A 13153-nucleotide genomic window follows, 5' to 3' on the forward strand; every position below is an offset into this window, starting at 1 on the left:
GTAATGAAAAGCAGCATTTTTTCACACTTTTTTCAATTTAAATATAATATGTAAATATACAAAATAAACTGCACTATATATTACATAATGTGCAAAAAGGAGATGCGATTAACATGTTGATGACTAATGAAAAGGAAAAAGCACTAAACGAACAATTAGAAAAGATTAATCAGGATATGAAAGCATTAAAAGAGGCTTTTCCACTAGAAGAAGCAAAAGAACTTTTGAAATCAATTAATGGATTAACTGCGATGGTTAATGAATTTGGTGGATATGATGGACAAGAAGGTGTAAATCCAGACAGAAGCAGATGTGAATTTAATATTTGGCATGATTCACATCTATTAGCAAATCATATCAGAAACAAAGTGAATGGATTGTATGGATTTGAAAAAGATGCTGATAAATGCATGAACGGTATTTATCGTTGGATTGATGAAAACAAAAAATAACTAAAAATATACACTTTAAAACCTCATTTTTGAGGTTTTTTTGTTTATGAAAAATGAACCAAATTAAAACAAATAAAAAAAGGCTTTATCAGCCTTTTGATTTAGTCTCTAGTTTCGTACTAACATCTCTAATTTATGTTTTTCTAACACTTCTTGGAATAGTTGCATCGAATGTTTCTGCAATTCTATCGAATAATCTCCTACTGGTAACTCAACTGTCATATAATCATCTCCATAACAATCAATGTAAATACCGGATTCTTTTATTCTTTTAAAACGATTATTTACATCCACAAGTTCAACTAAAGCCCTTGTTTTGAATTTTCTAGAATAAATTCCTACGTCTAATCGATAATCCGGAAACTCATCCGTTTTTTTCTCTAAAAAGTATAGATTTTCCGTTGCGTTTTCTAATGTTTCACCGACAAAGTATCCATTCCAAATGATATGAAATGTCTTGTGAATATGATTTAAAAAAGAGTTTTTATCTTCTTCGGTCATTGTTGTCTCTAATTCTACATGTTCATTATCTATTGAAATTTTTTCATACAGTGTATTTTCAACAATTGAAAAACGGTAATGGTACTCGTTATCTGAAAAACGTATTTCTTTAAATGGAACTGGAATTTTTATATTGTTTCCGTAATAAGACTTATCTGGAGATAAATGATTAAACTTATCAAACCGTATTTCTTTTAATTTTTCCCAAGTTAACTTACTTTCAGGCTCAAAATGATATATCATGCAGAAAAACTCCTATCTTTTTTTAATTAAAAATAGAAAACAACTGAAATTACATTTTATCGGTTGTTTTCATTCAGAAATTTTAACATTATCCATGTCTTTAAGAGCAAAATATCGAACGTCATTCTTTTCCATATCAATTGCACGAAGTAAAAATTGTTGTTCCTTATGCCACTCATTACTACCCCAAACTACACTTCGGACTAAGGCTTTTCTCTTTCCTTTTTCGCCCTTCCAATTGATGTAGTCAAATTCAATAACATCGTTCTTTTCTAATTCAAAATACTTTGTCATTATGTATTCATCCCTTCTGCTTTCATCATAAGATGTAGATACTCTTGTACACCTCTTAATTTTAGCATTCCTTTTCAGGAAATGCGGAAAAACAAAGAAAAAATTAGTTTTAAATCCATAAAATAGATAGTGATGTAATTGAAAGGATAAAAATAAAAAAGACCTCGTTAAGTTACAGAGGTCTTACATTTTTTATTGTTATTCTATATGATTTCTTTGATACTATGTTCCTCTCCATTCCATATCTCTACCCATCCGAAGTTATTATGTGGGTCAGGAAACTTAAAATCTTTTACTTTCTGTTCTGCTAATGCTCCATCGGGTCCCGCATAAATATTTTCTGTCCTTTCGTTATCTCCATATCCGTAACTTATTACCGCTACATATGTCATTTGTAAAAACATCCTTCCTAGGTTGAGTATTGTAATTGTTTTGTACAATTTAAATCTTATATATAATAAATGAATTTCGTTTTTGTTGTTAGAAAAACAGGCTCTTTTCGCAAATAATAAAAAAAGACACACGGGGTGTGTCCTTTAATGTCTTACAAAAGGTTGAAATTACTTAGAAAACGCGACTTTAGCAGCTGCAACAACTTTAGCATCATATACATCTCCTGCTAAGCCTTCAAATTCTATTAAAGCATCTCCGATAGTCTTAAATTCTAATACCTTTCTAAAGTCTCTAGCAAAACGAACGATTCTTGCAGATAAAGGCAATGATTCGTCAAAGCTGCTTGCATGTAAACGAACTCCTTCAATTACTTCAGATGGATGTCCGTTCTCAGAAAGAGCCATTGCCCCCAACTGAGGATAAATTGTCATTAATTGAAACTCCCTATCAGTGTATTTTGTAGTTTTCTCACAAAATTCTTTTCTAAACTTAGTCCATCCAAAGTTGTGGCTTTGAGCTACTAGAATTACAACTTCTTTTTCAGATGAAGTTACATTCATTTCCTTCAATACTTTTTTTACAATCTCTACAACACTTTCTGTATGAGCTGCTTTCAATGGTGAATGTTCCTTTAATAATGCTGTTAATTGGTTGATTGTTTTCATAGTGTAAATCCCCTTTTTGTCTTATTTTTTATATTTTTATCATGATTTTTCTTTTTTTGTGTAAAAAGCTTTTTTCTTTTCTGAATTTCCTATATGAGAAGTAATAATCTTTACGAAAAGAACTAAAAATCAAGAAAATGACTTCCTATAGATTACATAGGAAGTCATGGTTTCGCTGTTCTTATAGTCGTGTTTTTAAAAAATCAATAAAGTTAGTATCTTCCACATAATATGCGTCTAATGCAGTGCCTGGTTGTTCAAAACCATCAGACATACGATATTTGTACTTTCGAGGAATAATCGAGCTATCATTAGCTGCATATATATGCTTTAAATTATGGATAAGTTGAAAGAAACGTGTATCCGGCTGACTACTCCATAATAGTTTGAATAAAAGAAGTAACTCTTGCATTCTTATAGATTCTGTTCCAGAAGCAGCTTCTACAACGTATCCTTCTAGAAATTGAATGAATTCATCATCTTCTACATTGAATGAATCTAATAGCGTTCCTTCTTGTTCTACATCCGTAGTGATTACAAATGTAACTTTTTTTGAAATAGTTGAACCTCCATTTTCCACAAATGCCTTTTCTAATTCATCAATCAATTGAAAGAAACGGCTATCGGGTTGTTTTAACCATACCCTCTCCAATAACAATATCAATCTGGGAATTCGGTTTATATCTCTTGTGTTCATAACGGCATCACCTTTCTGTTTCTATATTAAACAAATCCAAGTTATAGAAAATTACAATCGAAAATTATCTATGTAAATTATTTGTGAATCATTTAAATCTATATATAAGTTTAACATATGTTTTATACCTTCCCAAAGTGCATCACAGAGTTCCTTTTCGGTTTGTTTATTTCTCACACCAGCTTTAGCTTTAATTGTAGAAATAAACGATTGTGTCCCCACTTCTACTGTTAAACAAGTATGGAAATGATAAAGAAAATTCATCATAGCTCCAATTGTTAATAAAGGAAGAGTTTTATCTGATAATTGGAATTCAGAATCTCCACCCATATACCAAGTAATGTGCAGGACTTCTGGTGTCGTATCTTCTAAGCCACAAATGACTCCAATTTCATTTTCATCTGTGTAATAAATCCAATCTCCAAGTTCCGGTTTCCATAATTTCAAAAGTTGTTGCGTTTGAGCTTCATTTAATTCTCGAATTTGCTCTACGGTAATTCTTTGTTTCATTAATGTTCACGTCTTTCATCGATGTTTTATTAATCTATATATCTAAATATTAGTTTTCAAATCCAAAATAATTAGGAATAAATACTTGTTTAACATTAAGATAGTAATGAATTGAGTTTATTATATACGAAAAGTTGAAACTTTGAAACGGTGTATTGTTTTAAATAAAAAATTAAAATCAGAATATAGATTATAAGAAATAATAAAGAAAATACATTTAATATCGCTTAAATTATTTTCAAAACAGTATCATTTTTAAAGGAAACCTTGAAATAAATAAAAATATATTTTATAACAGGAATAACCATTCTAATTGACCACTGGAAGGCGTGGGTAATGCCCTAATCCAAATATTCCATTCGTGGGGGTGTTATGGCTATATGCTATATCATCTTATAAGAACACGATTAGAATTTATCCCTAAATAATAAATTACGTAAACAGATGTCTGTTGAGATGAAACAATGAGGGTCGATGACCTGTCATCTGTCACTCTATCAAGGACAGAAAGAACGCTATTTAAAATCAATATCACATTTATATAAAGCAATAACAATAGAAAAGCAGGAGATAATAATTATCTTCTGCTTTTTTTGTATTACTATTATAATTGAAACGTATCTTTAATTATTTTAGCTACTTCTTCTGCACTCAGGGTTGTATTGTTAATTCTGAGGTAATTTTCCCTATTGATTTCTTTTTCTTCCGAATTCAACCTAAGACTTTCCATAGTATCTAGTAAGTTTTCTTCAGACTGCTCAATGTTTCTTTTTGTAGGTTTGTGTTCAAGTCTGTGTGGAGTTTTATTTCGTTTAAGTCTTTCTTCTACATCTGCTTCTAACTCAACAAAATAAATATCGGCTCCTTTAGAACTAAAGATATCACATATCTTTTCAACAAATTGCCAATCTTCTTCTCGGTCAAATGCCCAAACGAAAGTAAAGGTCATTCCATAATTGTCACTTTTGGAAAAAGACTCGAATATTTCTTCGCGAAATAATGTTGATAACTTCCACATTTCATGATTAAATCCAAAAAACGGTTCAAGTAACTCTATAGTCATATGATTATGAAAAAGTTTTAAACCAGTAATCTTTTCTAATTCTTGACCAACTGTCATTTTACCTACTGCTTGTGGTCCAAATAATAAAACGAACTTCATAATTATCCCCTCTCCCCTATAAACTCTATTATACTATTCATTATTGTTTTTAGCATACCTCAAATAACCTTATCATCATTTAAAAACTACAATTTGAATCATTGTTTCAAAATTGAATTTGAAGATTTTTTCAATTAAAATGTAATATATAGGATGAAAAGTTTGGTATTTAAGGAGATATATGATGAAAATTAATAGTATTAAAGATATCCAAACGAATTTAAAGGAGATGATATCACAGAAGAAAGAAGTGTTCTTCCAAGAAGTTTTCGATAAAGCGACCTATCTGTTTATGTATGAATACAAACAAGTAATAGCAGATGATTCTGCCCCGGAACACTCAGGAATGATTGTTAATAGTTCAAATAAGCATAAATTGGATGATTATAAAACGTTCGGGGACTTTGCTAAGGTTATATTCACAGGAGGAACAATTGCCACACATGTAAAAGGCTCCGGCTTAGTTCATGAAAAGTTAAATCAGAAATTGGAACATGAATGCTTAGAAATGGTTGGTTTTACATTAAATGAACTTTTAGAAGGAATCGGAAGAGATACTTTAATTGCAATCCTCACAAATAAAGAATATCTAACTTCAGAAGATGATTTAACAAAGTTAACTATTGCGGATATAAAAGATATTATGTGCAAAAATGATTTAATTGATGTTTATGAAATAGGAAATGCTATTCTTGTAGAATTAATGGGTATTGAATTTTCTTCTGTAATTGACAAAGGAGTTTGGGAAGCCGGGAAACAAAGGCAACAAGAACTAGATGAAATAAAGAAAAAAACGAAACTTAAACAATAGAATTCTCTTGAAAAACATTAACTTTTAATGGAAAATAAAATCTGGGAATGCTTATACAAGAGAGGAAGATATCTATGGCAGAAAATACACGAAAAATAATAGTTGTTGAGGCTCTTGCTGAAGTTTACAAGCAATTATTCGGAAAAAAGATTGATGAATTTCAATTAGAAGATAAATTGGAAGTCATGGTTAGCGGAGATTGGGATAAGCTAACACAATGGTTTGTTTATGTTCATGAAAAACTAGATGTGTCAGCAGCATATATGCCTTTTAAAGAAAAGGAAAAATTCCATACATTCCAAGATGCAGTAACATATTTCGAGGACCGTGTAAAAGAAGAGGAATCTACAAAAAAGGGTTTATTATGAGTAAACGTTATTGGATAACCAAAATAACTAGCTTGATACTTGCAATCCTAATAGTTTATGGTGCAATTAAAATAAACTTTTGGTTAGACTCTATTTTCTTTGAATGATGTGTAGTAAGAAAAAGAAAATACAATAAATAAAAACCACAAAGATATTTATTCTTTGTGGTTTTTTTATATATTATTAGAAACGTTTTGCTCCAGCATATCTAGGTGCAAAGTATGAATTATCTAAGCTGCTTTTTTGTACTCCGTTATCACCAGCATGAACGAATTCGTTATTTCCAATATAAACACCTAAATGAGAGATTCCTGGTCTATATGTGTTTTTAAAGAATACTACATCACCTGGTTGTAGATTGTCTCTCTCTACATATGTACCATGATTATAAATGTCTGCTGAATTACGAGGTAATCCAGTGATACCTTGTTCTTTCAATAAGTGAAGTACAAATCCAGAGCAATCAAATCCGCTATGAGTGTTTCCTCCCCATACATAAGGAATTCCGATGTCATTTAATGCATGGTCTACCATTCCTTGACCGATAGAAGAATCTTGAACTGCTGAAGCTTGTTCTGTATTTTGAGTTTCTTGAACTGGTTGCTCAACTGCTGTGTCAGTTTCTGGTTGTTGAACAGGCTGTGCTTCCTGTTGTACAGGTTGTGCTGCTTGTTGAACCGGTTGCGCTTCCTGTTGTACAGGTTCCTGAACTACTTGTTTCTTTGTATTTTCTGATTGAACACGTTGTTGTGTTCCTGTGCCAGAGTTAGATACTTTTTTATCCATAACATCAGATAAATGTTGTTTTGTTTGAGGACCAACGATTCCATCAACTAAAATACCTTCATTTTGTTGAAATTTGATAACCGCTTTTTTACTAATAGGTCCAAAAATCCCGTCTACACCAGAAGTAGTGTAAATATTTAAATCCTTTAAGTCTTTTTGCACTTTAATAACATCATTTCCTCTTGTTACCTGTTTAATAAGTCTGTTTCCATAATCCGTAGAAGCTTCCGCTGTTTGTGATGTTCCTGCAAATGCCACAGCCGCCAATAAGAACGGGACTGCTTTCATACTTAATTTTTTCATGTTGTACCACTCCTTTTCGTCTGTATATTAATTTGAAAAAGAATGGGGCAAACCCTTATTACAGTTCTATTACAAGCTCATTTCAAATTGTTACATGATAAATTTGAAAAATACCCGTGTTTTCGTTCTTTTTACAAGATATTAAAATAGGAAAATATAAAAATAAAAATGACCTCTTAGTTTAAAGAGGTCATTCAGCTATAAAGTATTCAATGTCTATAATTTGTTCTTTACGAATAATCGGTATAACACCTTGGATAGTTGGGGGATATTCATTCCATAGTTCTGATTTTTGAAGCAGCTCGAAGTCAAATATTCTTTCCCAACTTTGTTCCATTGAAATTTTGAGTTTCCCTGCTTCAAATAAATCATCTTCTTCCTCTGTTAAAGGAAGAAACCAAGTATTTAAAATATAATGCCAAGTATCGAAATCAGAAAGAAGAACGTTATCATCTGGTATTTCAACTGTTAGACATACGGATTTTGTTCCTTTAGGAAAATGACCTTCCTCATTTAAGTTAGGTTTTTCTTTCCAAAGCCAAATGGGAAAAGAACCTTTGTTGTTAATTCTTTTATCCATTTGTTCAATCATCCATTGATAAGAAGGAAGAAAATCTGGATAGATAAATTTTTCAGAACCCTTTAAATATCCATTATTCTCTAATTCCCTGTAAGCTTCAATCGTTTGATTTGTGTAATAGATACCCATATATAACAACTCCTTTATGACTCTATGAATTTAATATATCATACAGTGGAAAAGATTCCAAAATCCCAAAAAACAATGTTACAATAAGTCCTTGTTATTGATTATTAATTAAAGCATACTGTTTTGTATCGAAGCTAACATAGTTTTCTACTCCACCTTCATAAATAATCATTCCATCGTAACCAAGTCTTTTAATTTGATTCATATGTGGCTCAAATAATTCCCATGTGTCACTATAAAGCAGACCAGAGTTTACTAATTCTTCATAACTACGATATTCAGAATCATCATAGCTATCTACTAATACAATTAGTTGACTCAAAAGATGAGTGACATCCTTTTCAGAACACGTATGAAATGGATTTTTAAAAGTTAATTGATATAATTTTACATCACCATAATCCTTCGAAAAATCTTCGCTACTAGAGAAAAATACGATATCTTCCCTTAATTCATCGTGATTCTTTCTACCATGAAATACAGTCACATTTAACATTCAGCATTTCTCCATTCTTTTGTTGTTTTATAAATAATAGTCCATTTTTAAAATTAATGTAAAAACCATTTGGCGTTTAACGGTGGAAATGTGTTCAAAGAAAATAAAAAAAGCCCCTAAAAAAGGGACTTAGAAAAGGTCTATAATGTTTATTTTTTATCTAATTGTAGATTTGGATTGGAAGAAAGTTGATTTAATTCTTCTAATTTCGTGAAACCTAACTGCATTAATCTACTAGCTGCGGAAGCTTCCATGTCCATTTTTGCCTCGTGAACCACTTTATCCATGCTTTCGTTAAACTGAGATAGGACGAATGGCATGTTAGAACCGATTTCTCGCTTAATAGAAAGCAATTGTTTTAATATTGTTTCTCTATCAGATTTTGTTAAGCTCTTTTTATTACGAAGTATATCTTCAGAATCGGATACCAATGATTCCAATTGTTTCATAAGACCCTCCATTGTATTTTCAAATTCTTCTTCGAATTGGATACGTTTGTTTGTCATCTCAATTGAATCTATTTGTTCCCCGTTTAATCTTCTTATTGTAACCGGAACGCCAGAACCCATGTTCATGCTTGTAATAGCTTCAGAGAATTGAGCGTGTGACATTTCTACTTCAATGTATGATTTGCTGTCTGCATAATAATAATCATGATTTAAACTTCTCTCTACTGCGCCTGGAGCAATTCTCATTCTAATTGTCTCTCTGTGAGGAATACTACTTCCAAATAACTGTGTGTCTCCTCCGTGAGATGTTCTAGAAAATTGTAACATTCCAAAGCTTTCATGAGTTTGTTTATCTTTTGACATTTGTTTGTCCTCTTTTCGTATGTTTTTTATAAGTATATTCTATTTGAGAGATTAGAACTATCTGTTAGAACTAACAACACTTGCAAACTTTGCATTTACTTCTTTTGTAAACGTAATTAAGTTATTCTTGACTAATTTTCTGTCATCAATATCGCTAAATGCTTTAAGATTCTGTATTCCGTGCTTGATAGCTGCTACTTCGTTTGCCAATAAATTTGATACAACTGAGCAATATTCTATTTGATTCTTTTCTATTAAAGTGACAACAACTTTTAAGTGGTTAGCTAATTGTTGAATTTCTGTTGTTTTCGAATTCATAAAAACAGGAATTTCTTTTTTTACAGAATCAATTACCTGTTCTTTTCTTAAAAATTCATCTTCCTTAAAATAATTACGGATTAGAACACTCGCCATACCCGCAACGGCAACAATAGAACAACACTCTAAATACATCTACTATTTCCTCCTTGAGTTTTTTCAATTTTTTAAACTATACCATGAATTATTATATTTAGATGAAATTAATCTATATTTGAAGCAGTCCTCTTCTTCATCTAATAGAAGCAAAATAAAATTAAAAAAGACAGACTGATTCTTAAAAAATTGGTAGAATACAGAAGCAGAATGTTTTCAATAACCATTGTGGTTTTTAATTGAACACAACTAAAATTAAGGAGCTTCTTTATGAGCAAAAAATCGATAGTATTAAATTTGTCCGATAACAACGAAGTGAAACTAAATGATGTAATAATAAATGAAATCAATGAAGATTATTGCTTTGTAGCTGCCACTGTTAATCTTCCTGATAATTACATTAGCGAAATAATCATTAGCAATTATGGATTTTATGCGGACTTTAGAAAAATAAATATAACAATTTACAAAAACGAAAATGATGGACACCCTTCTAATGTAATTCAGGGAAACGAAATAGTCGTATCGAAAGAAAATACAATTAACGCTTTAATGGGTAAGCACGTTTTACGAACTGAAACAGGAAAACCTATTGAATATTTTGTAACAATGGATAAATAAACAAAAAATGAAAAAGACCTAAGTATACAACTAATTCTCATGGGAGGATTATCGATGAAAATAATCGAAGATTATAAGAATGTCCATTGTGCGATTGAAAAGTTAGAGCGTAGTCAACATTTATCAGAGATAGAAGCAAAATCAGTATTAGTCCTATTACAGGATATAGTTGGACACTCTTTACCTTCAAAAGCTGAATTGGAACAACTAGAGGATAATATTAAATCACGAGAGCAAACAAATATCAATAAGCATCCGGACAAGTGGTTCGAAATTGCAAATAAAATAAGTGAATTTGAAAAAAAGTATTGCTGAATAGCACAAGACTTTATTTTAGAAAAATGTAAAAAAAGAGAACACGTTACAATACGCTGTTCTCTTTTTATTTTGTTCTCTTCAATTTTCTTTTTTGCTGTGGAGCACTAGTGTTTCTTTGTGGTAAAACAACGGTGTTTTCTAATCTCTAGTGTTTTCTTCATCCGAAATCCTATGTAAGAAGAAAGACCACATTGCTGCATCTGTTTCTTCTTCACCTGTCATGCTATCCCAATCCCTATTCCCAAAAACATCGTTAAAATCTCCCCCATTGTATTTCTTTTTGAAGTGCTCCAAATATAATTGAATTTGTTCTTGTTCACTAACTGTATTCTCTTGCTTGGAATCCTTCCATTCCTGTTGGTCTGACAGAAATGCCTGGATTACCTCTTTAACCTGATATCGAACACCAGAAGGTGCATAGAACCACGTATCTAGGTGGAATTTGATTTTTTTATTTGGTATTTTACACTCTACTTTTTTCATGGTTCCATTTTCTTGTTCACTTAAGAAACGTCCCTCATTAAACCAATTGTTAATCGTCTTTTCGCTAACACCGAAAAAAGTTGCTAAATTCCCCATTGTAATTGTCATTCATATCACCTCTCCCATATTAAATATATCGAAAATTGCAAGTAGCAGCAAAGAGCAAATAATATTTAAAAAGAAAAAGATAACAATGCCCCTACCCTAATCATACAGATATAGGTAGGGGCAGTTTGTAGTTAAAATTTAACCAAAACCTTATTTAAAATTAGAATTATAGTATGCCTTGCCTTCATCTACGTTATTAATATGTTTTTCATCAATGGTTTGGTATACGCCTGTTGCTAAGTTAATTTGTTTCGTTGGGAATGTCCAAAGCAAGTCTACATCAGCATTATTGTATTCAGTAGTCATGAATTTTCCATTGCCAAGATTTTTAAAACCACTAAAACTCATAGTGAAAGTATTTTGTCCTTGTGAATCCTTCAAGACCATGACTTTACCCTTGTTTACATAAAAACCAGCTACGGTATCTATTACTGTTGCTTCTCTTTGATGAATAACTAATATATCCGGGGAACCTGAATACACTTTGACCGAGCCTTCTGTATCATTAAGCGTCCATTTCCCGGCTCCTACTTCCTGAAGATATGGTTTTCCACCTTCTTGTTGAAGAGCAATGTTATAATCCCCTTCTCGCATTTGGTCTCCTTGTTTTGCTCCTGCCCATGTCATATCTTGAGTAAATTGTCGTTCATTTTTAGAAATGAGATGAATTTTATATTGTGTCCCTTCTACTGATTTAATAGGAAATGAGTATGAAGGTTTAAAATCTCCTGTAATAACAGACCCTTGTATATTACTTTGGGATTTTGTTGCACTTTGGCTGTTATTAGATTGATTTGTATCTTTTTTGTTTGTATCTTTTTTACTCGAATCCGAATTCTTTTCTTTGTTTTCATTTATTTCTTTCTTATTTGTATCTTTTGTACTTGAATTCGAATTCTTTTCTTTATTTTCATCTGTTTCTTTGTTGCCTGTAATACCTTGTGCTAACTTATTCGTTTTTTCTTCATTTGATTGTTTAACAGCATCTGCTTGTTCTATTTCTTTTGAAAAATCCGGGTCCGATTCATTGGAAATCGCATTATAGTAACGAAGTGAATATACTCTATACGAGTCTTTTGCTAATTTTGTTATAGATTCCAGTAGTTGTTTTTCGTTTTCACCTTCTATGACTGTACCATTTAATTTCTTTAATAGTGTTGCGATACTTTTATCATCTTTTGAATCCAATAACTCTTTTAAAGTTGATGCTGTTTTCGAATCAAGTTTTTGATTTTTTTCAATTAGAGAAAGGTAATCTTTATCTAAAGAATTAAGAACGTCTTGTGCTTCTTGGATAACCTCTTTGTATTGTTCAGGATTTTTAATAACTTCTTTAATAGATTCCGAGTCTATTCTCTTCAAATCCATTTCGATTCGGTTTACAGCATAGTCGTAACAACCTTTTTGTTTTTGTTCGCAGATATTTTTTGATTTGTCATCGGAAGCGGATTCCACAGCCACTTTGTCTTTTTCGCACCCTGCCATCATCAACATGAATGCTGCCCCTAATAGAATATATTTCTTTTTCACAACGAACCCCCTACGGTATGTATTTTTAAACCTATGAATATTATAGTTAATTTGTTAAATTAAGGATAGACCCTCCACAAAAAAAGTTTATGATTTTGCATAAATAAAAATGATTATTTTCGAAAAGGAACACTTTTTTTGGCTATAATGGTGTAAGCATATTGTAGGAGGAAGTTAAATTGGGAAACGAAGAACACTTATATAGATTAGAAGCATTAGAAAAGCAGTTTTACGATACAGGGTACCTTACAAGCTCATCTGCTGATGATTTAGCAGCACTAAAATGGACTATGAATGAAGCGAGAAAAGTTGAAAAATTAGAATCTGCTAGAAAAGAGATTACGGAAATTTGGATTAGAACTTTAATTTCACACATTAAATTAATGAATGAGCATCATCCTGAATGGAAGCTATTTGCTGAGAAAGAAATTAAACAACTCATTTCATTAATTCATACTAAAAAATAACGAAAAAGCA

Annotated in this window: 20 protein-coding genes; 6 read left to right on the forward strand and 14 right to left on the reverse strand. The window is 31.3% G+C overall.

The window, feature by feature from the left end; genetic code table 11:
• The first annotated feature begins 113 nt into the window (after nucleotides 1-113).
• Complete coding sequence (locus PDL00_RS05285) at nucleotides 114-452, forward strand: hypothetical protein (protein WP_270727175.1); 339 nt, start codon at nucleotides 114-116, stop codon at nucleotides 450-452.
• 108 nt (nucleotides 453-560) lie between these two features.
• Here the strand turns inward: PDL00_RS05285 and PDL00_RS05290 are convergent, their stop codons facing one another.
• From PDL00_RS05290 to PDL00_RS05320, 7 genes are all read right to left on the reverse strand, one after another.
• On the reverse strand, nucleotides 561-1196 hold the full coding sequence (locus PDL00_RS05290) for a hypothetical protein (RefSeq protein WP_270727178.1): 636 nt from the start codon (nucleotides 1194-1196) through the stop codon (nucleotides 561-563).
• 69 nt (nucleotides 1197-1265) lie between these two features.
• A complete protein-coding gene (locus tag PDL00_RS05295) occupies nucleotides 1266-1490 on the reverse strand; it encodes a hypothetical protein (protein WP_098517314.1) in 225 nt (74 codons plus the stop codon).
• A 203-nt stretch (nucleotides 1491-1693) separates the two neighbouring features.
• A complete protein-coding gene (locus PDL00_RS05300; RefSeq protein ID WP_270727181.1) occupies nucleotides 1694-1882 on the reverse strand; it encodes a hypothetical protein in 189 nt (62 codons plus the stop codon).
• Nucleotides 1883-2050: 168 nt separating this feature from the next.
• Nucleotides 2051-2548 carry an HD domain-containing phosphohydrolase gene (locus PDL00_RS05305; RefSeq protein ID WP_270727184.1) on the reverse strand — a complete coding sequence of 166 codons (498 nt, stop codon included), beginning with the start codon at nucleotides 2546-2548 and terminating at the stop codon, nucleotides 2051-2053.
• 181 nt (nucleotides 2549-2729) lie between these two features.
• Nucleotides 2730-3245 carry a hypothetical protein gene (locus tag PDL00_RS05310; RefSeq protein ID WP_270727186.1) on the reverse strand — a complete coding sequence of 172 codons (516 nt, stop codon included), beginning with the start codon at nucleotides 3243-3245 and terminating at the stop codon, nucleotides 2730-2732.
• Nucleotides 3246-3296: 51 nt separating this feature from the next.
• Nucleotides 3297-3755, reverse strand: coding sequence for a hypothetical protein (locus PDL00_RS05315; RefSeq protein WP_270727189.1), 459 nt, complete (start codon nucleotides 3753-3755; stop codon nucleotides 3297-3299).
• A 604-nt stretch (nucleotides 3756-4359) separates the two neighbouring features.
• Complete coding sequence (locus PDL00_RS05320) at nucleotides 4360-4917, reverse strand: AAA family ATPase (RefSeq protein WP_270727192.1); 558 nt, start codon at nucleotides 4915-4917, stop codon at nucleotides 4360-4362.
• A gap of 184 nt (nucleotides 4918-5101) precedes the next feature.
• Here PDL00_RS05320 and PDL00_RS05325 point away from each other — a divergent pair, with 184 nt between their 5' ends.
• Together PDL00_RS05325 and PDL00_RS05330 are read left to right on the forward strand one after the other, a co-directional pair.
• On the forward strand, nucleotides 5102-5728 hold the full coding sequence (locus PDL00_RS05325; protein ID WP_270727195.1) for a hypothetical protein: 627 nt from the start codon (nucleotides 5102-5104) through the stop codon (nucleotides 5726-5728).
• A 74-nt stretch (nucleotides 5729-5802) separates the two neighbouring features.
• Nucleotides 5803-6096 (forward strand): hypothetical protein, encoded by a 294-nt coding sequence (locus PDL00_RS05330; RefSeq protein ID WP_270727197.1) that lies wholly within the window; start codon nucleotides 5803-5805, stop codon nucleotides 6094-6096.
• A gap of 183 nt (nucleotides 6097-6279) precedes the next feature.
• On the opposite strand, the gene PDL00_RS05335 is transcribed toward PDL00_RS05330, so the two are convergent.
• The 5 genes from PDL00_RS05335 to PDL00_RS05355 form a co-directional block, all read right to left on the reverse strand.
• The gene (locus PDL00_RS05335) at nucleotides 6280-7185 is read right to left on the reverse strand and encodes a C40 family peptidase (RefSeq protein ID WP_270727200.1); all 906 of its coding nucleotides are present in this window, start codon (nucleotides 7183-7185) and stop codon (nucleotides 6280-6282) included.
• Between the two features lie 190 nt (nucleotides 7186-7375).
• Complete coding sequence (locus PDL00_RS05340) at nucleotides 7376-7894, reverse strand: DUF3841 domain-containing protein (protein ID WP_270727203.1); 519 nt, start codon at nucleotides 7892-7894, stop codon at nucleotides 7376-7378.
• 94 nt (nucleotides 7895-7988) lie between these two features.
• A complete protein-coding gene (locus tag PDL00_RS05345; RefSeq protein WP_270727205.1) occupies nucleotides 7989-8390 on the reverse strand; it encodes a hypothetical protein in 402 nt (133 codons plus the stop codon).
• 149 nt (nucleotides 8391-8539) lie between these two features.
• Nucleotides 8540-9202 (reverse strand): hypothetical protein, encoded by a 663-nt coding sequence (locus PDL00_RS05350; protein WP_270727206.1) that lies wholly within the window; start codon nucleotides 9200-9202, stop codon nucleotides 8540-8542.
• 57 nt (nucleotides 9203-9259) lie between these two features.
• Complete coding sequence (locus tag PDL00_RS05355; RefSeq protein ID WP_270727209.1) at nucleotides 9260-9655, reverse strand: hypothetical protein; 396 nt, start codon at nucleotides 9653-9655, stop codon at nucleotides 9260-9262.
• 231 nt (nucleotides 9656-9886) lie between these two features.
• Here PDL00_RS05355 and PDL00_RS05360 point away from each other — a divergent pair, with 231 nt between their 5' ends.
• Together PDL00_RS05360 and PDL00_RS05365 are read left to right on the forward strand one after the other, a co-directional pair.
• Complete coding sequence (locus PDL00_RS05360) at nucleotides 9887-10237, forward strand: hypothetical protein (RefSeq protein WP_270727211.1); 351 nt, start codon at nucleotides 9887-9889, stop codon at nucleotides 10235-10237.
• Between the two features lie 54 nt (nucleotides 10238-10291).
• A complete protein-coding gene (locus tag PDL00_RS05365; RefSeq protein ID WP_270727213.1) occupies nucleotides 10292-10552 on the forward strand; it encodes a hypothetical protein in 261 nt (86 codons plus the stop codon).
• A 141-nt stretch (nucleotides 10553-10693) separates the two neighbouring features.
• On the opposite strand, the gene PDL00_RS05370 is transcribed toward PDL00_RS05365, so the two are convergent.
• Both PDL00_RS05370 and PDL00_RS05375 read right to left on the reverse strand, forming a co-directional pair.
• On the reverse strand, nucleotides 10694-11146 hold the full coding sequence (locus tag PDL00_RS05370; RefSeq protein WP_270727216.1) for a hypothetical protein: 453 nt from the start codon (nucleotides 11144-11146) through the stop codon (nucleotides 10694-10696).
• A 150-nt stretch (nucleotides 11147-11296) separates the two neighbouring features.
• Nucleotides 11297-12676, reverse strand: a complete 1380-nt coding sequence (locus tag PDL00_RS05375) for a hypothetical protein (RefSeq protein WP_270727218.1) — start codon at nucleotides 12674-12676, stop codon at nucleotides 11297-11299.
• 179 nt (nucleotides 12677-12855) lie between these two features.
• Between PDL00_RS05375 and PDL00_RS05380 the strand changes: the two genes are divergently transcribed.
• Complete coding sequence (locus PDL00_RS05380) at nucleotides 12856-13143, forward strand: hypothetical protein (protein WP_270727221.1); 288 nt, start codon at nucleotides 12856-12858, stop codon at nucleotides 13141-13143.
• Nucleotides 13144-13153: the final 10 nt, after the last annotated feature.

Source organism: Bacillus cereus group sp. TH152-1LC, from assembly GCF_027710505.1.
Taxonomy (GTDB): Bacteria; Bacillota; Bacilli; order Bacillales; family Bacillaceae_G; genus Bacillus_A; species Bacillus_A mobilis.

Excerpts from the sequence above, each read along its gene's own strand:
- PDL00_RS05335 (WP_270727200.1), bottom strand. The coding sequence starts at position 7,185 with ATGAAAAAATTAAGTATGAAAGCAGTCCCGTTCTTATTGGCGGCTGTG.
- PDL00_RS05285 (WP_270727175.1), top strand. The coding sequence starts at position 114 with ATGTTGATGACTAATGAAAAGGAAAAAGCACTAAACGAACAATTAGAA.
- PDL00_RS05345 (WP_270727205.1), bottom strand. The coding sequence starts at position 8,390 with ATGTTAAATGTGACTGTATTTCATGGTAGAAAGAATCACGATGAATTA.
- PDL00_RS05360 (WP_270727211.1), top strand. The coding sequence starts at position 9,887 with ATGAGCAAAAAATCGATAGTATTAAATTTGTCCGATAACAACGAAGTG.
- PDL00_RS05340 (WP_270727203.1), bottom strand. The coding sequence starts at position 7,894 with ATGGGTATCTATTACACAAATCAAACGATTGAAGCTTACAGGGAATTA.
- PDL00_RS05300 (WP_270727181.1), bottom strand. The coding sequence starts at position 1,882 with ATGACATATGTAGCGGTAATAAGTTACGGATATGGAGATAACGAAAGG.
- PDL00_RS05305 (WP_270727184.1), bottom strand. The coding sequence starts at position 2,548 with ATGAAAACAATCAACCAATTAACAGCATTATTAAAGGAACATTCACCA.
- PDL00_RS05295 (WP_098517314.1), bottom strand. The coding sequence starts at position 1,490 with ATGACAAAGTATTTTGAATTAGAAAAGAACGATGTTATTGAATTTGAC.
- PDL00_RS05355 (WP_270727209.1), bottom strand. The coding sequence starts at position 9,655 with ATGTATTTAGAGTGTTGTTCTATTGTTGCCGTTGCGGGTATGGCGAGT.
- PDL00_RS05290 (WP_270727178.1), bottom strand. The coding sequence starts at position 1,196 with ATGATATATCATTTTGAGCCTGAAAGTAAGTTAACTTGGGAAAAATTA.
- PDL00_RS05350 (WP_270727206.1), bottom strand. The coding sequence starts at position 9,202 with ATGTCAAAAGATAAACAAACTCATGAAAGCTTTGGAATGTTACAATTT.
- PDL00_RS05365 (WP_270727213.1), top strand. The coding sequence starts at position 10,292 with ATGAAAATAATCGAAGATTATAAGAATGTCCATTGTGCGATTGAAAAG.
- PDL00_RS05310 (WP_270727186.1), bottom strand. The coding sequence starts at position 3,245 with ATGAACACAAGAGATATAAACCGAATTCCCAGATTGATATTGTTATTG.
- PDL00_RS05315 (WP_270727189.1), bottom strand. The coding sequence starts at position 3,755 with ATGAAACAAAGAATTACCGTAGAGCAAATTCGAGAATTAAATGAAGCT.
- PDL00_RS05330 (WP_270727197.1), top strand. The coding sequence starts at position 5,803 with ATGGCAGAAAATACACGAAAAATAATAGTTGTTGAGGCTCTTGCTGAA.
- PDL00_RS05320 (WP_270727192.1), bottom strand. The coding sequence starts at position 4,917 with ATGAAGTTCGTTTTATTATTTGGACCACAAGCAGTAGGTAAAATGACA.
- PDL00_RS05370 (WP_270727216.1), bottom strand. The coding sequence starts at position 11,146 with ATGACAATTACAATGGGGAATTTAGCAACTTTTTTCGGTGTTAGCGAA.
- PDL00_RS05325 (WP_270727195.1), top strand. The coding sequence starts at position 5,102 with ATGAAAATTAATAGTATTAAAGATATCCAAACGAATTTAAAGGAGATG.